Annotated in this window: 25 protein-coding genes and 1 tRNA gene; 15 read left to right on the top strand and 11 right to left on the bottom strand. The window is 45.5% G+C overall.

Annotation, left to right across the window (positions count from 1 at the left end; genetic code table 11):
• The first annotated feature begins 35 nt into the window (after positions 1–35).
• Positions 36–2,492, top strand: coding sequence for a PQQ-binding-like beta-propeller repeat protein (locus ACBZ72_01765; GenBank protein ID XES77615.1), 2,457 nt, complete (start codon positions 36–38; stop codon positions 2,490–2,492).
• 193 nt (positions 2,493–2,685) lie between these two features.
• On the opposite strand, the gene ACBZ72_01760 is transcribed toward ACBZ72_01765, so the two are convergent.
• The 3 genes from ACBZ72_01760 to ACBZ72_01750 all read right to left on the bottom strand — a co-directional run bounded on the left by ACBZ72_01760 (position 2,686) and on the right by ACBZ72_01750 (position 4,524).
• Positions 2,686–2,970, bottom strand: a complete 285-nt coding sequence (locus ACBZ72_01760) for a DUF3303 domain-containing protein (GenBank protein ID XES78711.1) — start codon at positions 2,968–2,970, stop codon at positions 2,686–2,688.
• A gap of 386 nt (positions 2,971–3,356) precedes the next feature.
• A complete protein-coding gene (locus tag ACBZ72_01755) occupies positions 3,357–4,151 on the bottom strand; it encodes a polysaccharide deacetylase family protein (GenBank protein XES77614.1) in 795 nt (264 codons plus the stop codon).
• 130 nt (positions 4,152–4,281) lie between these two features.
• The gene (locus ACBZ72_01750; protein XES77613.1) at positions 4,282–4,524 is read right to left on the bottom strand and encodes a hypothetical protein; all 243 of its coding nucleotides are present in this window, start codon (positions 4,522–4,524) and stop codon (positions 4,282–4,284) included.
• 178 nt (positions 4,525–4,702) lie between these two features.
• On the opposite strand from ACBZ72_01750, the gene ACBZ72_01745 reads away from it, so the two are divergent.
• From ACBZ72_01745 to ACBZ72_01730, 4 genes are all read left to right on the top strand, one after another.
• A complete protein-coding gene (locus ACBZ72_01745; protein ID XES77612.1) occupies positions 4,703–5,488 on the top strand; it encodes a helix-turn-helix transcriptional regulator in 786 nt (261 codons plus the stop codon).
• A 19-nt stretch (positions 5,489–5,507) separates the two neighbouring features.
• Positions 5,508–6,335 carry a UbiA family prenyltransferase gene (locus ACBZ72_01740; GenBank protein ID XES77611.1) on the top strand — a complete coding sequence of 276 codons (828 nt, stop codon included), beginning with the start codon at positions 5,508–5,510 and terminating at the stop codon, positions 6,333–6,335.
• 204 nt (positions 6,336–6,539) lie between these two features.
• The gene (locus ACBZ72_01735) at positions 6,540–6,818 is read left to right on the top strand and encodes an ArsR family transcriptional regulator (protein XES77610.1); all 279 of its coding nucleotides are present in this window, start codon (positions 6,540–6,542) and stop codon (positions 6,816–6,818) included.
• A 102-nt stretch (positions 6,819–6,920) separates the two neighbouring features.
• A tRNA-Pro gene (locus tag ACBZ72_01730) sits at positions 6,921–6,998 on the top strand.
• A gap of 56 nt (positions 6,999–7,054) precedes the next feature.
• Here the strand turns inward: ACBZ72_01730 and ACBZ72_01725 are convergent.
• A complete protein-coding gene (locus tag ACBZ72_01725) occupies positions 7,055–9,490 on the bottom strand; it encodes a hypothetical protein (protein XES77609.1) in 2,436 nt (811 codons plus the stop codon).
• A gap of 430 nt (positions 9,491–9,920) precedes the next feature.
• Here ACBZ72_01725 and ACBZ72_01720 point away from each other — a divergent pair, with 430 nt between their 5' ends.
• Entirely contained in the window at positions 9,921–10,451 is a 531-nt protein-coding gene (locus ACBZ72_01720; protein ID XES77608.1) for an Hsp20/alpha crystallin family protein, read from the top strand.
• Positions 10,452–10,491: 40 nt separating this feature from the next.
• Positions 10,492–11,154 carry an ArsR/SmtB family transcription factor gene (locus ACBZ72_01715; protein ID XES77607.1) on the top strand — a complete coding sequence of 221 codons (663 nt, stop codon included), beginning with the start codon at positions 10,492–10,494 and terminating at the stop codon, positions 11,152–11,154.
• On the opposite strand, the gene ACBZ72_01710 is transcribed toward ACBZ72_01715, so the two are convergent.
• Positions 11,140–11,493 (bottom strand): PadR family transcriptional regulator, encoded by a 354-nt coding sequence (locus ACBZ72_01710; protein XES77606.1) that lies wholly within the window; start codon positions 11,491–11,493, stop codon positions 11,140–11,142. The genes ACBZ72_01715 and ACBZ72_01710 overlap by 15 nt on opposite strands.
• A 196-nt stretch (positions 11,494–11,689) precedes the next feature.
• Between ACBZ72_01710 and ACBZ72_01705 the strand changes: the two genes are divergently transcribed.
• Entirely contained in the window at positions 11,690–12,031 is a 342-nt protein-coding gene (locus tag ACBZ72_01705; GenBank protein ID XES77605.1) for a hypothetical protein, read from the top strand.
• A gap of 6 nt (positions 12,032–12,037) precedes the next feature.
• Here the strand turns inward: ACBZ72_01705 and ACBZ72_01700 are convergent, their stop codons facing one another.
• Positions 12,038–12,367 (bottom strand): ArsR/SmtB family transcription factor, encoded by a 330-nt coding sequence (locus ACBZ72_01700; GenBank protein XES77604.1) that lies wholly within the window; start codon positions 12,365–12,367, stop codon positions 12,038–12,040.
• Positions 12,368–12,464: 97 nt separating this feature from the next.
• Here ACBZ72_01700 and ACBZ72_01695 point away from each other — a divergent pair, with 97 nt between their 5' ends.
• The 5 genes from ACBZ72_01695 to ACBZ72_01675 are packed head-to-tail and all read left to right on the top strand — an operon-like array spanning position 12,465 to position 15,056.
• Complete coding sequence (locus ACBZ72_01695) at positions 12,465–13,814, top strand: PQQ-binding-like beta-propeller repeat protein (protein XES77603.1); 1,350 nt, start codon at positions 12,465–12,467, stop codon at positions 13,812–13,814.
• Between the two features lie 12 nt (positions 13,815–13,826).
• Positions 13,827–14,114, top strand: coding sequence for a ferredoxin family protein (locus ACBZ72_01690; protein ID XES77602.1), 288 nt, complete (start codon positions 13,827–13,829; stop codon positions 14,112–14,114).
• 59 nt (positions 14,115–14,173) lie between these two features.
• A complete protein-coding gene (locus tag ACBZ72_01685) occupies positions 14,174–14,506 on the top strand; it encodes a ferredoxin family protein (protein XES77601.1) in 333 nt (110 codons plus the stop codon).
• A gap of 47 nt (positions 14,507–14,553) precedes the next feature.
• Positions 14,554–14,676, top strand: coding sequence for a hypothetical protein (locus tag ACBZ72_01680; GenBank protein XES77600.1), 123 nt, complete (start codon positions 14,554–14,556; stop codon positions 14,674–14,676).
• Between the two features lie 35 nt (positions 14,677–14,711).
• On the top strand, positions 14,712–15,056 hold the full coding sequence (locus tag ACBZ72_01675) for a hypothetical protein (protein ID XES77599.1): 345 nt from the start codon (positions 14,712–14,714) through the stop codon (positions 15,054–15,056).
• Positions 15,057–15,071: 15 nt separating this feature from the next.
• Here ACBZ72_01675 and ACBZ72_01670 read toward each other — a convergent pair whose 3' ends face one another.
• Both ACBZ72_01670 and ACBZ72_01665 read right to left on the bottom strand, forming a co-directional pair.
• On the bottom strand, positions 15,072–16,232 hold the full coding sequence (locus tag ACBZ72_01670) for a S1C family serine protease (protein XES77598.1): 1,161 nt from the start codon (positions 16,230–16,232) through the stop codon (positions 15,072–15,074).
• Between the two features lie 86 nt (positions 16,233–16,318).
• Complete coding sequence (locus tag ACBZ72_01665; GenBank protein ID XES77597.1) at positions 16,319–17,317, bottom strand: adenylosuccinate synthetase; 999 nt, start codon at positions 17,315–17,317, stop codon at positions 16,319–16,321.
• A 466-nt stretch (positions 17,318–17,783) separates the two neighbouring features.
• Between ACBZ72_01665 and ACBZ72_01660 the strand changes: the two genes are divergently transcribed.
• Together ACBZ72_01660 and ACBZ72_01655 are read left to right on the top strand one after the other, a co-directional pair.
• Positions 17,784–17,969, top strand: a complete 186-nt coding sequence (locus ACBZ72_01660) for a hypothetical protein (GenBank protein XES77596.1) — start codon at positions 17,784–17,786, stop codon at positions 17,967–17,969.
• A 110-nt stretch (positions 17,970–18,079) separates the two neighbouring features.
• A complete protein-coding gene (locus tag ACBZ72_01655) occupies positions 18,080–18,247 on the top strand; it encodes a hypothetical protein (GenBank protein XES77595.1) in 168 nt (55 codons plus the stop codon).
• On the opposite strand, the gene ACBZ72_01650 is transcribed toward ACBZ72_01655, so the two are convergent.
• Genes ACBZ72_01650 through ACBZ72_01640 form a run of 3 tightly spaced genes read right to left on the bottom strand, consistent with a single transcriptional unit; the run spans position 18,244 to position 19,642 of the window.
• Positions 18,244–18,636: a YkgJ family cysteine cluster protein gene (locus tag ACBZ72_01650; GenBank protein ID XES77594.1), complete on the bottom strand. Its 393-nt coding sequence runs from the start codon at positions 18,634–18,636 to the stop codon at positions 18,244–18,246. The genes ACBZ72_01655 and ACBZ72_01650 overlap by 4 nt on opposite strands.
• A 53-nt stretch (positions 18,637–18,689) precedes the next feature.
• Complete coding sequence (locus ACBZ72_01645; GenBank protein XES77593.1) at positions 18,690–19,361, bottom strand: dihydrofolate reductase family protein; 672 nt, start codon at positions 19,359–19,361, stop codon at positions 18,690–18,692.
• Between the two features lie 41 nt (positions 19,362–19,402).
• Positions 19,403–19,642, bottom strand: coding sequence for a hypothetical protein (locus tag ACBZ72_01640; protein ID XES77592.1), 240 nt, complete (start codon positions 19,640–19,642; stop codon positions 19,403–19,405).
• Positions 19,643–19,647: the final 5 nt, after the last annotated feature.

The following is a 19,647-nucleotide window of genomic DNA, read 5'->3' as shown; positions in this document are numbered from 1 at the left end:
GGAAGAGTGCAGTACCTGGGATAAGAGGCCCCTTAGTGGCTTTTAATGGATTAGTATTTGCTGCTGTCAGCGACGGAACCGTAGCTATCAACGGCACAACTGGCGAGGTCGTATGGCGGAACAATGTTGGCGGTGACCTTTTCAGATATGGTTGGGGTATTGGCATGTCCAAAATCGACGATAACTACATGGTAATCTACAACACATGCGTCAAGATTTCCGACGGCTCAGTAGTCTGGGTTGGATCCCGAGGCTTTAGCGTGCCATATCTGATTTTCAACGGCGCTGGCTACGTTCCAGAACTAAAAATGTTCGTCGATGCAACCGCAGGCTGGAATCTTCCTGACCCCTCTCAGCCCCCTACACTCGCATGGAGCGTAGCAAGTGAGGTGGATATTGGTTCGGGTTATGCTGTTTACGGTGACGGAAAAGTGTTCATAGGCGGCTCTGATGCATTCTTAAGATGTCGTGATGCAAAGACTGGAGATTTACTATGGGAAACACCGACGACTGTAAACAATTTCATATACGGTATGTCTTACGCTGAAGGCAGAGTCTTTCATGGTGGTCTCGACGGTAACATGCGTGCTTGGAACGCAACCAATGGTGAACTACTTTGGACCTATAACCCTCATTCATTCTACAACATGTGGGCTTCTTCAACAGCTTACGCGTACGGGATAGTCTACGAGCACAACCAAGATGCATATTTATACGCAGTTAACGCGTCTACGGGTGAATTAATTTGGCGACAAAAAGGACCAGGCGTTGGATACTCGGGTATTCTTTCTATTGCTGATGGCAAGGTCTATTGTGAGATGGGTTCTAGTGTTTACCGAGACCCCGCTACAGGAGAATATGGTCACGACGAATTCAACTGTTATGATGCTTTCACAGGGCAGCTTATCTGGTCTCTTCCAATGCAAAACGACGACCCCATGAATTACCAGTGCATCGCATATGGCAACCTCTATGTGGTCCCAACTTCAGTTCCAACAAATCCAACTGGAGAATACACATATTCCTACGACCTAACTGTTGGCGAATTATGGTGCATAAGTAGCCAAGTTAACGATTGGTCCATGTTCCTATCAGATTCTGCACATTCTGCTGAAGGCGCTGGACCAACAGATTTGAAGCTCAACTGGAAATTTGAAGCAGGCGCCGCAATCGTGTCAAATCCGACCTTAGATAACGGAATATGCTATTTTGGATGCTTTGACAAAAACATCTATGCTATAGACGCGGCTACTGGTAGTAAACTTTGGGCGTTCAAAACAAACTTCGCTGTTAAGTCTTCACCAGCAGTGGTTAACGGCATGCTTTATACAGGAGCTGACGATGGAAGCGTTTACTGCCTCAATGCTGCTACAGGTACCAAAATCTGGCAGACGGACGCGGGCAACATAACAAATAGTCAACTTGGCGGCAGTGACTTCCGAAGCTCTCCAGTGGTAGTTGGAAACAAGGTTTACGTGGGCGCACTTGATGGCAATTTGTATTGCATAGATGCCAACAGCGGAGCAGTTAGTTGGAAGTTCCAAACAGGCGCATCCATACTCGCAACACCTGTTGTCTACAACAACGCGGTTTACATAACTTCAAGCACTCAACCAAACGGCAGCGCTTACTGCTTAGAAGCAGCAACTGGAAACATTATCTGGAATGCGACCATAGCATACTACACCTTAGTTGGACCGTATCTAGTGGCATCGCCGACACTGGCACCTGACTTAAATTTGCTGTTTGTACGTGACGGATACCGATTAAACTATGCATTAAACGCTTCAACAGGCGCAACAGTATGGACATATCAAGCATTGAACAATCCATCAACTCCACAACAAGCAAACGGCGCGGCACAAATGGGCAGCATGATATGCAAATACGGCAAAGTCTACCTAAATGATTACTACGGAGTAAGCTGTCTTAACGCAACGGACGGAACGCGCCTCTGGCACACATATTTAAATCGTGAGAACCTTGCCCAGAGCCTGACCTACTCGTATGGTCGAATATACACCGTTAACGAAGCACGAATGATATATGTTCTAGACGCCCAAACAGGCGCCAAACTTTCATACTATGACCAATTCGGGAGCCAGACACACTCAGCACCAACACCATACAACGGTTTCCTGTACATCGGATGCTACGACTGGAACTTATACTGCTTCGGCGATGAACGTTTGATGACGGCAGCTACGACGGAACAATCACCTGAGCCCACTTCGACACCAACGCCAACCGAAACCCCAACTCCGACACCCGAACCAGTAGCTACATCCACGCCAACCGAAACCCCCACACAAACACCTGCACCAACCGCCAAACCAACCTCCACCGCAACTCCTTCACCCCAGCCAACAGAGACGCCGACGCCAGAACCAACAGTTTCCTCACCTGACACAACGCTCTACGTAGCAATAGGCATCGTAATTGTCATCGCAGTCGTTGCAGTCGCAATGTTGCTCCTTAGAAAACGCAAATAAAAACACCCCTTTTCCTTTTTTCTTCAATATTGGCGAACAAATGGGGCTGAGTGGGTTTTGGAGAAGATGATTCCAACTTTGCTCGTTGGTTTCTCCTTTTCTTTCTCTCCTAAGATTTCCGTCTCCAGAACCCCAGCAAACCCTCCACAATAAATTCTCTGCGAGGTCAGGTTTTGCGAGCGTTTCTTTTTAGTTATGGTTTTACTGCTTCGTAGGCTTCTTCCCAAGTAATAAGCGGCGAAATTTTCCCTTTATGATGTGTCAACATTGGCGGGCTTAGAAAACCTGAAACCGCTTTGAAATCGTCTGATTCCAACATAATGTAGAAAACATGCTCTATTGGACAGACCCAAGCGCCATGTACTTTCACGCCGTACTTTTCCGCTGAAGCCTTCATGCCATTGAACCACCGTTTACCCTCCTCATTGTATTCTTTTTTGCCAAAACACAACTCCTGAGGATGAACCAAAGTCACCATAAACAACAAACAAAATCACCTCTCAGTAACACAGAGGCCACAGAGGCCGATGGTTTATCATTAACTTTTGTGACTACGCACAGCAACAACCTCAATCTTCCTTTTTTATGGAAAAAATTTTGAGCGCCAAATTAGCCTGAGTGGGCTTTGGAGGTTGATTTCCAACTTTGCTCGTTGGGTCTTCAACTTTTCTCTCCTAGAATGTTCCGTTCCAGAGCCCCAGCAAACCCAACCTCTCCAAACTTGTAGCCTCAGGAAAAGCTGTCTGATGGCATGATGCAGTGCCCATGGTGTGGCGAAACATTTTCTGAGCAGGACACCTACGAGGACCACTATATCGACGCTCACACGTGAAACCTGTTGCAAGGGTTGCGGATTTGGCGTAGTTATGGTTTGGGTTGGGGTTTTAGGAATTGCTGGGTCAGGGTTCGGACGGTGTAGTTGTGGTCTTCGAGATACTGCATTTGGGTCTGGAAAGCTTCCTTGGTAACTGCCATGTTCACAGGTTCATTGCCTATTTTGTGGTAGTACAGTATGGTTATGGTGTTGCCTTGAGTGCCGTTTAAGTAGGCAGCGAACGCCTCCAAAGTAGTATCATTATAAACGCCATATGAACACAAGTTATACCTATCAACGGCGTCCAAATTGCATTTGCCTTCATTTACGCCTCGTGCAAGCAGGTAATACTGCTCAACTTTCTGTCGAACAGTCTGGTTCGCATCACCTTCACCATACGGGTAAACAAGAATATCCGCAGCGTAACCTTTAGAGCGAAGCATCTGCTGACTTGTGGCTATCTCCCGGTCCAAGACTTCGGCATTCACAACCGAAAGATTCAGATGACTATAAGTGTGGCTTACGATGTCGTTACCGTTCTGGGCAACAGAAGCGACCTCAGTCCAATCCATGTATGCGGGGTATCCGATGTAGGAGGTAACTAAGGCAAAGGTTGCAGTAAAGTTATGGCTTTTCAGTATGGGTAACGCCTCTAACTGAGACTTCCAGCCATCATCAAACACGATGCAAACAACTTTTTCATCCACTGAGGGAACCGTCGGCGCATAAACATATTCTTGCACTGACGGGGGCATAACGGGGACGCCAGTTATTCCCGTAGCTATTAGGATTGAGGCACATGAAACAAGCACCACAAGAAGAACTGCTGTTCCTATACTTCGCATTACTTCTTTCCTTCTGCCTAGTTTAGGGTTTAATAATCGAAGATTAAGCTTAGTAATCAAGCTTCCCGTTCCTAACAGGAAGTACTATAGGTGTTGAACAAAAAAACTAGAGGAATCTAAAATAGATAGTTTAAAGTTCGGTGTAGTTCGCAGCTTTTTTTAGAACCTGTTTTATTAGGAGCAACCTGACCCGCTTAGCTGAAGCGTCTGCTTTATTTGGGTCAGGCTCCATTTTTCTGTGTTCTTCAAGGTGGTCTTCAATGGCGTGGCTCATCAGTGCTAGGTCGGGAACTAGCAAAATTTCTGCACCACATTCACATTTTATAATGGGCAAACGCTCTTTCGAATACCAGTAGCTCTCTATTGCCTTCAATCTCCTTTCGCCCTCCAGAAATCAAAAGGTAAGCAGATTCCAATATAAATCTTGTCAAAACCCAGCAAAATTGCTCAGTTTAAGCAATGAAAATCCATCCACGACACTCCATTAATTAATGCACAAACGCTAATTAACCCTTAAATATGCACCCAGCTACATACTCCTCGGGATTTGCTTGGAGTATCTTGCGCCTCTCCGTTCAGAACTCAAGCTGAAAATCCTGCTGAGCCTTTTGAGTGGAGAGAAGAAAATATCGGAATTAAAAACCGAAATCGACGTTAGAGAAACTACAATCCTACATGTTCTCAAAGATTTTGAAGCAGAAAACCTCACAACAAAAACCGCGGGAACCTACAAGTTGACTTCGCTAGGTTTGTTAACGGCACAAATAGGCAAGGAAGCCGCTGAAGCCGCTGAGGTGCTTGAAAAATTTAAAGACTTTTGGCTACAGCATGACATAACGGCTTTACCGGCTAGTTTAATGTCAAAAATTGGCGCCCTCAAAGAAGCCACCTTAATCCGCACCGACACACTTGAACTGGATAAGGTCTACGAAACATACCTTCAGATCTTGATGCCCTCAAATCGAGTCATTGGCATTTCACCCATTTTCCACCCCGACTATGTAAAAGCCATAGCAGATATTATTGGTCAAGGAAACACGGTAGAGCTTATACTCACCACACCGGTCCTGAACAAAATTTACTCGATGGTGGAAACAACTCCGATAAAATCAGCGATAGAGAATGAAAAACTCAAAATCTATCTCCAAGAGGGGTTAAAGGTTGCTCTCACAGTTACGGAAAAAAATTTTTCCTTGGGCCTTTTTAACTTAAACGGGGAATACGATGACCGAATGGACCTTATATCGCTTAGTCCACACGCCATACATTGGGGAGAGCAACTTTTTCTGGAATACCTCAAAACAAGCAGGAGGCTTACACCAGAAACAGTCGCGTAAGGAGGAATAAACGGCGCTTTTGAAACGAATTGCCACCCTCCTTACATCTACTTCGCTGCTTCTCGCGTTGGATGGTCCGCTCATTGTTATTTTTGGGTACTTACTTTACGGCATTTCAATAAACTTCCTAATTGTTGCCGCTTCATTTCTGGCGGTTTTTTCGGTTTACAACCTTAACAAGGCAACCGACAAAACAGAAGACGCTATCAATCGACCGGGCGCAGCAACAAAATCGACAAGCTACTACGTTATTCCTTCGTTTATAGCTATGATTGCAAGTTTCATAATTGCATTCGCGGTGAATATTTTTGCTCTTTTAATTCTTATGACGCCTATTGTTGTGGGTTTTTTTTACAGCGTTAAAATTACACACAAGCTGCCAAGACTTAAAGAAATAGTGGGGGCAAAAAGCATATTTGTGGCGTTCACTTGGAGCTTGTCGGGGGCGTTTTTACCGTTGACTACGGGCTACGCGGATGGTTATAGAATCGGTTTGGTTTTTTGTTATATCTTCATTCAGGTGATTGTGAACACTATTCTTTTTGACACTTTGGATATCAAAGGAGATGCGGCGTCAGGCATGAAAACTGTTCCTATAATTCTGGGCAAGAACCGTACGAGGCGTTTGCTTGTAGTTACAAACTCTATTTTGTGTGTGTGGTTGGTTTTCTGCGGATTAGAAGGTATATTTGTTAAGTATTTGCCTGCGCTTGGGTTTGGGGTGTTTTACACTTACGTGCTGATTTGGCATTTCATGAGCGGTAACTGCCCAAGACTTTTGGCAGAGGTATTGGTGGATGGCCAGTGGTTTCCTATAGTGGTTCTTATGAAAATTATTCCGTTGTGAACGGGAACGTGACCGCGATTAAAGGGAGGTTCCTGAACGATACATGAAAGCATGTGTCACCACAAACAAACTAAACAAAATATTGAATCATTTAAAATATATATACGTAAAAAATTTTACTGCTCAACGTACAATTTTGTACGAGATAAACAGAACTACACAAAACTTATAACATTAAAACGAATACTACAACAGGAAGACCTTATGACCAACACAAAGCTAGAGGAATACATAGCCATTACAAAAATTGTCGCCCACCAAGGACCACTGAACTTTCAACAATTGTCAGAACACACAGACATCGAACCCCCAAAACTAAAAGAACAAATCGAATTCCTAATTGAACAAGGCATCATCAACACCCAAAAACAACCCGAAAACAGTCCACCAACATACACCGCATCCACACGCGGCATCAAAGTGCTCAAATTCTTTAACCTAAACGAACCCATCAAAAACGACCCAAACAACCTCGCCCCTTAAACCTAAAATTCTCAACCCACAAAAAAGGAAAGAACACCCACTCGGGTGAGCTAAGGTTTTTATGGTTCATGATAAATTATGTTCTCTGAACTCTCCACTTAAGGGGCTGTCGGCTAGCTTGGTCTAGGCTTGTAGACTTGGGCTCTATAGACCCCGGTTCAAATCCGGGCAGCCCCACCATCAACACATCAAATTTAAAAGTTTTTTTATATTAGAAAAAAGAAGGGAGGAGATTTTTATTTTCGTCGTCTAAGCAACACCGCTAACGCGACTACAACGATGATCACTGCTACTGCGCCGATTGCGATGTAGGTTGTTGTTGGTGTGCTGCTGGTTGGAGGTTGAACTGCCATGCTTGGCGAAGGTGAAGCGGCTGCGGTTGCTGCCGCATTTGAAACCACTAAACCGGTTTCGGCGTCGGAGCTGTAGTATGATTTTGTTCCGTCGAAGTCAGCTACGATTTTGTACAACCCTTCTGCGGAGGGTGTCCAAGAAGTCATAAAGTTCCCCTTTTCGTCAGTCACCACTGAGCCAATGTCTTGGGTCCGCCCCGTTGAATCAATAGCAGTCAGATGCACTGAAACGCCAGTCACGTCGTTGGGTTTTGGCTGCTGCATGTAGAGGTACTCCATCCAAGCGGTCATGCAATCATCAGAGACGGCAGGTGTTCCTGCGGTTGGAATTCCAAGGCAGGTCTCCCCTGTGGACTGGTCGGTTACTGAGCCTTGTATTAGTACGGGTGTTCCTTTAGGCACGGCGGTACTTGGCGCTGAAACTGTGGTTTCTGTTTGCCCTTTGCCAAAGCAGTAAAGCATGTTGTCATACAAGTTGAACCCTACTAGGAAACCGTCTGCGACAGGCAGTGATTGCTCAAAGCAGCCGTTTATGCTCCAAACCTCATTTCCTGAATAAGCGTCAACAACGTACATTTTGGCTCCGCGATACAACGGAACACCGTGAGAGTCGCCTGTGGTGGCGATGACTTTTCCGCCAGCAACTGTGAAGAGCATGTTAGTTTCGAAAGGCAGAGTGCTGTAGCCTGGGAAATCGGCGCCAGAAGGTTCACCGTAGAAGGTCCACAAGCTATCACCCGTCATGAGATCCAGTGCGTGTATGCCGTCAATGGAAAACCCGTAAAGGATACCATAAGCGCTTTCGGAGAAGACATCGTTCATAGCCATGGATCCCCAAGCGTTGGTGTAGGCGTCGGAGGGGCCCCAAATTTGCTGGCCAGTGTACACGTCAAATCCGTACCACTGCATTGTATCGGAATGGAACTCTGTGTAAACTCCGTTTGCTATTGGCCCCATTAGACCCCAGATGGTTGCTCCAGGGAAAGTTGTGCGGTTTTCAGCCCAGAGTTTTTGCCCCGTGTTCATGTCGTAGCCGATTTCCATTTGCCAGTTGTTTCCTGCGCTAATTGAGCCTGTGATGGCTAATATGACGCCTGAATTAATGCGCATAATTGCTTGGTTTGGATACGAAGGTATCGTCACATTCCACTGCACGCCGTTTTCCCAGTTAATTGTTGCCCCAGCTGGAGGTCGCCACATCCAGGGTGACATTGCGGTGATGTCGCCTGAATTGAGTATGCATAAGGATGAGTTCCACATTGCTATCCAGTTATCGGTTGAGTCCATCACGTAGACGAGCAGTTCACCGTTGGGTCCTTGAACTGTGCTGCCTGAAGTCATTGGTGCGGTGGTGCCAGTTGTTATGTTTTCGATTTTCAGTATCAAGTTGCCAGTTACTGCATCGTACATGTACCATGGATCGCCGCTCATGTACCATAGGTAGGGGACACCGCCTTGTTGGTTTGGGGACATGAAATTGTAAATCTGCCCATTGGTGATGCCGACGGCGCTTTCTTGATGCCATAGTGTTTCGCCTGTGCGCAAATCTACCGCGTAAAAGCCTTGTCTGGGGGTGGCGGGGTCATTGTAGTAAAGTACACCGTTGATGATTACTGGGGGACCGAAAGCGGGTTCGTACGATTTTCCGTTGTAGTAGTTGCTTGTTGCAGTGCCTCCAAATTCACCCCCAATTAAGCCCCCAAACACTAGTGGCTTGGTCCACACAACGTGTGCAGTGTCAGGAACGGTGGTGTATGGATTGAAGTTGCCACTTGCATTGTACATGCTAAGACCAAATGAGCCTGCGCCGATTCCAAACCAGTTACCTGAAATCGTGTACCATTCTTGGTTTTGAGCGTTTATTGGTCGCGTCCAGTAGCCAGTTGGAATTGGAGTTTGAGGTGTAGTTGTTACGGCTTCTTGTTGCACTGTGAGGGTGACGGTGAAGCTGCTGGCTCCGTAGTAGCTGTCAACTGGGCCGCCCATGCCGACGCCAGAGACGTGTTGCCCAGGGAAGTTAAAGGTTATTGTGTATGTGCCAAGTGTGTCGGGAGTGTAGATTGCATGCGCGTAGGAAGCATCATCAGCAGTGAAGGGCCCGAGTGCCTGCTCGGTTCCGTCCGGCTTTGAAATTTGCAAAGTGTAGCCATCCCATCTTCCACCTGCGGTGCCCATGGCTGTTGGTTCAATCTGGACTAGCCACATCAGGAAGGTTACGTCTTGATTGACACCGACGGGGTTGGGCGAAACTGCGAGGTAGGCATTGGTGGGTATTGGTGATTCAGCAGTCTGTGCAGAAGAAACGGGGAGTGTAGCCATCAATCCAGAAACAGTCAACAGCAAAAGCAAAGCAACGGCAGAAAATGTTTTAAACCACTCTCTTTTAGGTTTTGATTGTTTCACATTAAGTTTGGTTCTCACGTATATCTCTCTCCTAAATCTTCAGTCACAGACCTTTAACTATAAAAAATTTTCCAGTTTTCTCTGAATTATTGAAAAAACTAAACATACAAACACCGTAAACATAGAAAAGCTCACTGGAAAAACAGCAGAATGTAGCCCGTCCGTCAGGCAGATGGAAAGCGGACATGTTAAGTGCTACATGTGTCGGTTGAGTTGCTAAAGGAGGCGGTTTTGGTTTCTTTTTGTTGCGGGAACATAGTTAGCGGTTTTGATTTCCATAAGGTTTTTATGTTGTCAGAGCACGCAATATAGCTATACAACATTGGATTGTATAGAGGTGGTATACATGGTTGAAGACAAAACAAAAAAGAAAACAAATGTATCCTCAGCAACACCTGGAACCTCAATAACAAAAACCCACGAACAAGCGGGATTAGCTAGAGGCATAGACGACATGTTTAGCGAATTCCGCAGGTCATTTGACGACCTCATGAAACCATTCTTTTCGTTCCCAGTTGAAATGGAACAATGGATGGAACTCCCAGCCAGATATGCCCAAGTGGACCTCGTAGATAACGGCGAATCCTACACCGTAACCGCCGAACTGCCAGGCTTTAACAAAGACCAAGTGGACGTGCAAATCAACAAAGACGGCGTAGCAATCAGAGCCGAATGCAGAGAGGAAAACGAAAACAAACGCAAAAACTACCTACACCGAGAAAGAGCCTACTCTTCAATGCAAAGATTCATCGCATTCCCTGAAGAAGTCACCCCCGACAAAGTCGAAGGCACAATGAAAGAGGGCGTGCTGGAACTCAAAGTCCCCAAGAAGGAACCTAAACCAGAAGAGAAACCGCACAAGGTCGAAATTAAATAGTTCCCCACCCATTTTTATTTTTTAAGTGAGCAGTATCTGCATGTCTGAACCATCACAAATCGACTTCATGTTAAAAATTGTGGAAAACCCCGTCCGCAGAAAAATCATCAAACGCCTTAGCCAAGAGCCGAGTTACGCTTTGGAATTGGCTAAAGAAATTCGAGAAGCCCAACAGCTAGTGACTGCACATTTGGCTTTGATGGAGCGAGAAGGGTTTGTGGGTTCAAGCACAGAAGCAAGCCCCATCGGACCCAGACGAAAACTCTATTTTCTCAAACAGTCAGCTTATCTGACGGTGAGTTTTGGACCCCACCTGTACAACGAGCAGCTGCTAACATTTGAAACTTTGCCACCTGAGATTTCTAAGGACGCCACGGAGTTTTTAGAGAGAATCAACAAAATTCAACTAACCAAAAGAACTAAAATTGAACCCTTATCAAATCTTCTTTCAGACATTGATGAAAAACTTTCCCGGCTTGAGGACGAAAAAAGGGTCTTGCTCTGCATCCGAAACTTGACTATGCAGCACGCGAGCGAAGAACTCGAAATCCAAGAAAAGACACATAACGAGAAAAGAGTGCTCCACTTCATTATGGATGAAAGAAGCACCGACATTGAAGACATAGCGGAAGCGTTGAACTTGCAAGAATCAACAATTCGGATGCTGCTGGCTAAACTTAAAAATGACCTACCTCAAACTTAAGGCGTTTCCTCTTTGAAATGATGATTTTTGAGTCAATAAAGTTGGGACTACAAGTCTCAACTGAACCGAGTAGGTTTTTAGCAGATTTTGTCCCTTGTTGGTTATGCGGTAGAGGCATCGGGCTTTGCTTGACGTGAAATCCCAGCGGGAAACGATAAGGCCACGGCGCTCAAGCACCTTTAACTCGGGGTATACGGTTGATGGTCCTAAACGTACACCATACTGTTTTTCAATCATCAACAAAAGAGCATACCCATGCAAACCATGGCTTGAAGCATCGTGGATGAGACCTAGCAGAACAGCATCCAGCAAGGCACCACGCAACAGATTCTTACTCAAAACACGGCACCAACCGTTAGAAAGCAATAGACAATATCTTAAGATTAGATACTGCAGATAATAAAACCATGTTGTAGTCCCAAGGCTACAACAATTCAAGAGCGGCATCTCCTTTATGGAAAGGAAAGGCTACCTAAAGGAAAAAATGGACGAGAATATTAATAGTTATATAACAAACCAAGCAGGAGGGCATCATGTGAGTTTGAACCCAGACAGCGGGCAAGTCAGAATACGGACGTGGCAAGAATTTAAGCAGACAGTCCGAGAGAAGAAGCCGCAAAGTATTGTTTACATTTTGGAGCAGAATGGGTTTGCCGCCAACAAAGAAGTGACCATCCTGCGCATAATCATGCTGCATGAGCAGCAGTACTACATTTTTATTGACTCGCCTAAAGCGGACCAGCTAAGGGAAACGGGGATACCGTTGCATAAGGACAAAACTGGGACACGATACTTAGAGGACCAAGAAGTCAAGGATTATTTGAAAGGCGAGTTTGCGGATATGAAACTGGAAATTTACAGTTTTTGGACCACCTAAGCGTAGTCATCGGCAGACGGCGTGTTCCATGATTTCTTTAGTTAAAAACTCTGAAAAATCCGGCGATAAAGCATCCAAAATGTTGTAGATTCGCATATCGGTCACTGAGTAAAGACGTCGAGTGCCTTCTTTTCGGCACCGCAACAGTCCTGAATCCCGCAGGATTTTGAGGTGACGTGAAACCACTGGCTGAACCAGGTTTATGTGGGGCACAATTTCGCAGACGCATTTTTCGCCGTCGCGCAAGAACTCAAGAGTTTTTAGCCTTATTGGGTCTGAGAGGGCATAAAATACGCGGGCTTTTAGTCGAAGACTGTTTTCTGCATTTGGGCACATGCCAACAACAATGCATATCAATATTTAAATATTGACATAGCAGTTCAGTTAACTAAGATTGATTGATTTGAGAAAGCCGGCGGAGAATCCGAGAAAAATGAAACTTAAAAAAAGCATTTTGCTTGTTCTAATGGTCGTAGCGTTACTCTCATTTAGTGCCGCATCAAAAGAAACAGCCAGTTCTGTTTCGGAGGATTGGCCAATGTTCCATCATGACCTTCTTCACACAGGCTTCACAACCAACGCTCCAACGGCAGCTTCAGATAATTTGTTATGGAGTTATATGACTAACCACGTAGTTTGGGCTTCCCCCGCAATAGTTGACGGACGCCTTTACATAGGCTCCGATGGCGGAATCGCATACTGCCTCAACTCATCTGAGGGCACCCTGATATGGAAATACACAATTCCTTCAACAGGCCGAAATAGACCAGATGTAACGGGTCCGGCAATTGGTTCTTCAATGGCAGTTGCAGGCGGTTTTGTTTACTTTGGATGTTACGACCGCAACATATATTGTCTGGACGCCCTCACAGGCGAAAAAATCTGGAATTTCACTACAAACAACTCTGTTCAATCTAGCCCAGCCGTTGCTGATAACCGTGTCTACGTTGGGTCTTGGGACGGAGACATATATTGCCTTGATGCAGGTACAGGGGCCAAAATCTGGAACTTCACAGCTGGAGGACTCATTGAGTCATCTCCTGCAGTCGTCAACGGTCGAGTCTTTGTAGGTTCAACAAATTTCAATGTTTATTGTTTAGATGCTTCTTCGGGAACCGAAATCTGGACATACAAAACTGGAAATGTCGTGCAGTCCTCACCCACAGTTGTTGGAGATTACGTATATATTGGCTCCGAAGACAACAATGTTTACTGTCTTAGCGCGTTAAATGGGTCCAAGGTCTGGAATTACACCACTCCAGGATGGGTTGACTCTTCGCCAGCGGTTTCCAACGGTTACGTTTACGTTGGGTCATGGGAGTTAGGTGCAGATTCTTATGACATTGCTTCAAAAGTGTATTGTCTTGATGCGGCAACAGGCAAAGAAATCTGGAATTATCTAACGTTCGGCGGCGTGAATTCATCCCCTGCCGTTGCGGGCGGCCATGTCTATGTTGGAGGATGGGATGGAAAGGTCTATTGCCTCGACGCATCAACAGGTGAAAAGGTTTGGAGTTATGCAACTGGAAACCATGTGAATTCTTCCCCTGCCGTTGTAGGCGACGATGTTTATGTGGGGTCATGGGACCATATGGTGTATGCGTTTGGAGTGCAATCAACTGGCGATACATCGTATCCTGCACCTTCTCCGTCAATTCCAGAATTTCCCAGCAGTGCCTTGGTTGGGGCAATTGTTGTGATGATGGGGGCTTTAACTATTATCATAGTCAGAAGAATAGGAAAGAGTGTATATAATCCGTTAACAAGCTTGTCAGATGATTGAGAGGAGACCCAAATGTCGGAAGAAACTTATGAAGGCATACCCAGAAAACTGATACCGTGGAGCCCCAAAATAGATTACGAGAAATGTGTCACATGCGGAAAATGCGTTGAATTCTGCCATAAAGAGGCATTCGAATTTCAAGAAAAAGATGGAAAGAAAATAACTGTGGCTAAAAACCCCAGCACATGCGTGGTGTTTTGCAGGGGTTGTGAGGACATCTGCCCAACTGGCGCTATTTCTCACCCGTCAGAAGAAAAAACAAAACAGATAATTGAGAAATTAAGAAGAAATAAGGCTTAGTTCGTTCAAGCGCATAGTTTGTTTCCAATAGAAAACTAAAAAATGAAAAATTAAGGGAGATGCTTAAAGTGAATGGAAAAACTTTCCATGGAATTCCTAGAGAACAGATTCCGTGGGGTCCAAAGGTGAATTATGAGAAATGTGTTTCTTGCGGCAAATGTGTGACTTACTGCAAGTTGGGCATTTACGATTTTGAGGAGGCAGAGGGAAAAAAGAAGCCCGTCGTCGTGAGACCTAATAATTGTGTTGTTTTTTGTAAAGGTTGCCAAGATGTTTGTCCGGCAGGCGCGATTTCGCACCCCTCGAGGAAAGAAACGCAGGAGTTGATTGGGGAGCTGCGCAGGGCTGCGAAAGCGGGGGAAGGGGATGGGTCGACCAAGAAAATAACATAACAATATTTATATATATTAACCTTATTATACGTTAGAAGTGATAAAAAATGGCAAACAACTTAGAATGCCCATACGGAATCCCCGAAGACCAATGCTGCAACAGCCCAACCTGCCGAACCTATCAAGCAAGACAATTCCAAAAACGGGAACAGAAAAACCAAACCCCATAATAAACCCTTTTTCTCCCCATTCAAGGTGAAAACTCATGGCAAATTCAGCACCCATTTGGTTTCCAACAGTTTTTCCCGACAAATGCGATGGCTGCGCTAAAACAGGCAAACCGCGGTGCGTAGAATACTGCCCAAACAACGTGTTTTCCTTCCAAAACGAAAAAGCCTACGTAACAGAACCCCTAAACTGCGTGAATGGATGCCGCTCCTGCGAATCACTTTGCCACCAAAAAGCCATAAGCTTCCCCAACTCCACAAACACCTCTCGCCAAGCTGAAAACAAAAAAGAAATGCTTTGGAAAACCACTTGCGAAAAATGTGGCAAAAAATACTGGACAAACAGGCAAAGCAAGGTCTGCATGGACTGCGAAAAAAGATAGAAATGTAAATTGGGGTTAAACGTTTGGTTGCGGTCGGGTGCCTAGGGTCACGTTGACTGTTGTTTCTGCGTTGTTTCTAACCACGGTAATCTGAACTACATCGCCAGGCAAGGTCTTTTCTGCCAAGAAGCTGCCTAAGTCATCGCTGTTTCGGATAACGGTTCCGTTCATGGCTATGATTATGTCTCCGGCTTGAAGGTGCCCATCGGAAGGTCCGCCTTCGGACACTGTGCCAACGTATCTTCCGTAAGTAACGTCAACATTCAACTGTTTTGCTAAATTGTAGGTCATGTCGGACATGTCTGGCTGAGAAGCAATACCAAGCAAAGAGTGCATGGTGTAGCTGCCCGTTGTAACCAAAGAGGCGATTTCCCGTAGAATAGCATTTGAAGGCACTGCGAAGCCTACACCTTGAGAATCAGAAATCACCGAGTTCGTTATCCCCACAACTTCACCCACAGCGTTCAGCAATGGACCACCCGAGTTGCCTGGGTTGATTGGTGTGCTGACTTGTATCAGGTTACTTATTGAGAAGCTTTGGGTGAATTCGGCTGTTTCGGAGCGCCCAAGTGCACTCACAACGCCGGTGGTTAGAGAGCCGACTAACCCATAGGGGTTTCCGATTGCCACCACTTGGTCACCGACGCGAAGGCTGCTGGAGCTCACTATGTTGAGGGGTTTAAGTTCGTTTGCGGGCACATCGTCAGTTGAAAGAACTGCCAAGTCAGAGTAGGGGTCTGAGCCTAAAACGGTAGTTGCGTATCCGTGGCCGTTGGAGAAGGTAACACTTAAGTCAGTTGCGTCTTGCACCACATGGAAGTTTGTCAAGACCACCATTTTGCCGGAGGAGTTATAGATAAATCCTGAACCTTGCACTGCACCGCTGCTCGTAGAGCCGTGAATGAGCACAACCGAAGGGCTGGACTTAGCGTAGATGTCAACAAGGGATGTCCCGTTTTGGTAGATTGTGATTGTTTGGTTCGAGATGGTTTGGTTTGTTGATGCGTTAAGGAAAGAAACGTGGCTCTGCAAGTCGGTAACTTCACCGGATAGGTTGGTGATTTGGCGGTTGTTGAGGTAAAAGCTGCCGATGCCCCCAACAAGTGCGCCCATTACGAAAAGCAAAACAAAAAGGCTGGTAGTTGCCTTACGGGAATCTATGCTATAAAGGGCCATATGCATAACCTCTTAGTCACATTTTTAGAAACAAATAGATAAAATTATTCCCAGTTTCCTCCAAAAAGTGGAAAAAGGAAAAAGCGTTAACGGCGGTCAACGATGTCCAACGCATCAGGTCCCGTGCCAATTAAGGTCACAGGCACACCCGTTCGAGCCTCAACTTCTTTAACAAACGCTTTTGCCCTATCCGAAAGGTCATCAAAACTTCGTTTCCCTTGACATTCAGGGAAGAGCACATCAAGTTTTGTTAAAGCAGCTTGAGTTGCCCCGTTAATTCGCGCGGTTTTTTTGGCTAAATCAAAATCGAAAGGAGCACTGCGACGCTCGCGGCCAGTTCCTGCGGCAACTTCGAACCAACCCCGTGAAAGTGCGTCGTCTCGGCTGATTTCGCCTGGTAAGGGTCCAGCTCCGACGCGAGTTATAAAGCTCTTGTAAACAATGAGCACATCATCCACACGGGTGGGTCCGACGCCTGCTTCGGAAGCGATTGCTGAAGCACCTGTGTCGCGCCCCGTCACGTATGGGTAGTCACCGCCTAAGAATAGGGAGAGCATAAAGCCTTGTGTACCTTCCAGCAGAACTTGTTTGTCTTGGTCAATGCCGTCGTTAATTTCAGTTATGGTGTCAGCGAGGTACGGGTTAAGCTCGGGAAGGTCCTTTGCAAGTCTTGCCGTGCGCCTTACGCGTTCTTCTATTGCGGGTCCTACACCCCAACCGGTGGTGCCTATCCCTTTGTTAACGGCGCTGGCTTTGTCAGCAGCACTATGTTTTTCCTCAATTATTGATGCGTTCATGTCGATTGCGACGCGGCCCTGAACTTTGGTTAGTTCCAGTTCTTCAAAAAACTTGGCGACATGAACATTTGCGCCTGCCGCGACAAGCAGACGGGTTTTTGGGTTTACAAACGCTGCTGGAACCATGTGCAAGGCATATTTTTTGCCTTCGAACCAAACGGTATGCGCAGCGTTAACGGAGCCCGTTCGTACACAAAAATCAAGGTTATCTTTGAGGGCGAGGTAGCTGATGATTTTTCCTTTGCCTTCATCGCCCCAAAATGCGCCGACAATAACTTTGCATGGCATGATAGTTCACCCTTTTAAGGGTCAAATAGGACTTATTTAAAATTGTTGGCACCTAAACCAGCAACAACGCTTGTGGGGACTGTGCCTTAAAAAAGGAGAGACACAAGGTACCTTCCAACAACGGGGTGCGTTGATTGTTAGGTTACTCCTTTAGGTTGCCTCTTTTGTCGTCGTTCATTAGTTGGGATAGGCGGTAGGTGACGTATGCTGAGAAGCTTCGGATGCCTTTTTTTATGGTGTAGTCTTCTTTAACGGTTAGCCATTCGTTGTAGAAGTAGTCGTAGATTTCTGCCTTTACCGTAATGCTTTTGAATCCACTTTTTGGCGTTGAATGTCCCCTCTACATCTCGTATTGTACGGAACTTCGATATTTAAGGTTTAACTTGAAATGCGACGCGAGTCTACGTTCTTATGACGGCTTCGGACAAGATTTTTGAGTTTATGCAAATCAATAAATGTTTATATCTTGAAGTACCGTAAAGTACGGAAACATAACAGGAGACTCCAAGAGTTGCCGCGCAAAGGGTACCGAACAATATGCGTCACCGACAAAGTTTACCAGAACGTTCAAAAAAAAGCCAAAGAAACTAACCGCACCATACCAGAATACATCAATTATCTACTAGAAAAAGACGACAAACAAAAAACATAATAGCACCCAAAAGCGGTTCAACCGTTAAAAAGTATGCATGCGTTACGTTTCAGCATAATCAAAGCGCTCCAACACAATACACACTCACAGGGAATTAAGGAGGCTCTATTATGCCGTATCAAATTATGGATTCAAACAGTCGAGTTGCAGAAGTTCGAGTCATATGCGATGAATGCGGCAGGTTGATTGGCGGTCGATTAATGCTTCTAACAGAAATTGAGAACAAAAGAAACGAAAAAGTGCTTTGCCAAAACTGTAAAGAAGCCAAGCAAATTTAAAATGAATTAACTTTTCTGCGTCTTGCCGCTTCTTCATCGATTTGTTCTAAGAGTTTGCGCACCACTTCACCACGCCGAGCTTTTTCCTCTTCCGAAATCGTCTCCTGAGCATGACAAATAGCGTCCACAATCACACGATTTCCTTCATCCAAAATTACGGGGTAAACGCGGCAGCCAAAAGGACGAGAAGCGTAAACGTCACAGCGACACGCTTGAGGGTTATAAAAGACACAGTGCCCTTGACGGTTTCGTAGAAGGGCGTAACCTTCTTGGTCGAACCGTACAAATGAAGCCTTGCTGTAGCCCTGCTTTTCTAAACGTGCAATGTCGGCGGAGCAAAGGAGCATGTCGGTTTCTTGGCAACAGACTCCACATCTATTACAGCGCATAGGTTTATTCTGGTCCAGCGATATATCAGGATTTATTTTAATGCAAGCGAAAGTCACGTGGGGTTACTGCCATTTACGGCGTAAATCAACCAAACGTAGTTTTGGTTTAATGTCTCATTGCTTTTCAGGGTCAAATCGAATCTTTCACTGATTTGGTCGAAAATGCGGCAGGGTTCTCTGCCTACTATTGACGGGTGAATCAACAAACTTACTGCAGATGCTAATCGCTGCTCCAACAGCAAGTTGCTTAGAACTCTGCCAGCATCCGTCACCACAGTTTTAGCAGCATATTTTTTGGCAATAAGTTCGAGTGCCCTTTTGAGGTCAACCTTTGTTTTTCCGGCGATCAAGAAATCGTAGTTTCTTTCTTTAAGGTACTTTATGTAGTCGCACGGGGTTTGCTCTGCAACTAACACGATTACATCTTTACAGTATTCAAACCGCCTGCACACATGAAGTAACCCCTTTAGGGTTCCACCTGAATCAGGAACAAACCAGTAAACCAACGCTTTGTCACGGTTTGGCTTTGAGAAATCTTTTTCTTCTTCAGCAGGAACGCCGTTTTCATACATTTGGATGCCAACTTTGACTGTGTTTGACCCCACGAGATAAGCATCTGGTTTGAACCGGGCAGCAACTGTATAGTGTAGCTCCATGTTGGGAACAAAATTTACCAGCGACCCGTCTAAACTGATTGAGTTATGTATGATAACTTTCGGCAGCATAGCTTTACTTCCCGCGGTTTTTAACGCCTCTTTTTGCTTGCTTAGTTGGCAAATCTCAGTAGATTAATGTTTAATAATTCAGCCCAGGCGACGCTTCGAAGGGGTATAAGAGTTGCTTTGTGAAAGCCATACGGTGTGTATTCGATTAGGTTGCCTTTGCCGAAGTCGCCTTTCCGTATGCCAACTAAATGTATGTTTATAATGACCGAGCCATCTTTGAGGTGTAGGTTTACGTTTTTTCCTACGAAAGATTTTGCGCTGTTTAAACTAAAACTTTCCAAGGTGC

This window comes from Candidatus Bathyarchaeia archaeon (assembly GCA_041447175.1).
Classification (GTDB): Archaea; Thermoproteota; Bathyarchaeia; order Bathyarchaeales; family Bathycorpusculaceae; genus JADGNF01.
The sequence above is the reverse complement of the archived record's forward strand: the minus strand, read 5'-3'. Positions and strand labels throughout refer to the sequence as shown.

Excerpts from the sequence above, each read along its gene's own strand:
- ACBZ72_01760 (XES78711.1), bottom strand. The coding sequence starts at position 2,970 with ATGGTGACTTTGGTTCATCCTCAGGAGTTGTGTTTTGGCAAAAAAGAA.
- ACBZ72_01755 (XES77614.1), bottom strand. The coding sequence starts at position 4,151 with ATGCGAAGTATAGGAACAGCAGTTCTTCTTGTGGTGCTTGTTTCATGT.
- ACBZ72_01735 (XES77610.1), top strand. The coding sequence starts at position 6,540 with ATGACCAACACAAAGCTAGAGGAATACATAGCCATTACAAAAATTGTC.
- ACBZ72_01725 (XES77609.1), bottom strand. The coding sequence starts at position 9,490 with ATGGCTACACTCCCCGTTTCTTCTGCACAGACTGCTGAATCACCAATA.
- ACBZ72_01720 (XES77608.1), top strand. The coding sequence starts at position 9,921 with ATGGTTGAAGACAAAACAAAAAAGAAAACAAATGTATCCTCAGCAACA.
- ACBZ72_01715 (XES77607.1), top strand. The coding sequence starts at position 10,492 with ATGTCTGAACCATCACAAATCGACTTCATGTTAAAAATTGTGGAAAAC.
- ACBZ72_01700 (XES77604.1), bottom strand. The coding sequence starts at position 12,367 with ATGTGCCCAAATGCAGAAAACAGTCTTCGACTAAAAGCCCGCGTATTT.
- ACBZ72_01695 (XES77603.1), top strand. The coding sequence starts at position 12,465 with ATGAAACTTAAAAAAAGCATTTTGCTTGTTCTAATGGTCGTAGCGTTA.
- ACBZ72_01690 (XES77602.1), top strand. The coding sequence starts at position 13,827 with ATGTCGGAAGAAACTTATGAAGGCATACCCAGAAAACTGATACCGTGG.
- ACBZ72_01685 (XES77601.1), top strand. The coding sequence starts at position 14,174 with ATGCTTAAAGTGAATGGAAAAACTTTCCATGGAATTCCTAGAGAACAG.
- ACBZ72_01680 (XES77600.1), top strand. The coding sequence starts at position 14,554 with ATGGCAAACAACTTAGAATGCCCATACGGAATCCCCGAAGACCAATGC.
- ACBZ72_01675 (XES77599.1), top strand. The coding sequence starts at position 14,712 with ATGGCAAATTCAGCACCCATTTGGTTTCCAACAGTTTTTCCCGACAAA.
- ACBZ72_01670 (XES77598.1), bottom strand. The coding sequence starts at position 16,232 with ATGGCCCTTTATAGCATAGATTCCCGTAAGGCAACTACCAGCCTTTTT.
- ACBZ72_01665 (XES77597.1), bottom strand. The coding sequence starts at position 17,317 with ATGCCATGCAAAGTTATTGTCGGCGCATTTTGGGGCGATGAAGGCAAA.
- ACBZ72_01655 (XES77595.1), top strand. The coding sequence starts at position 18,080 with ATGCCGTATCAAATTATGGATTCAAACAGTCGAGTTGCAGAAGTTCGA.
- ACBZ72_01650 (XES77594.1), bottom strand. The coding sequence starts at position 18,636 with ATGCGCTGTAATAGATGTGGAGTCTGTTGCCAAGAAACCGACATGCTC.
- ACBZ72_01645 (XES77593.1), bottom strand. The coding sequence starts at position 19,361 with ATGCTGCCGAAAGTTATCATACATAACTCAATCAGTTTAGACGGGTCG.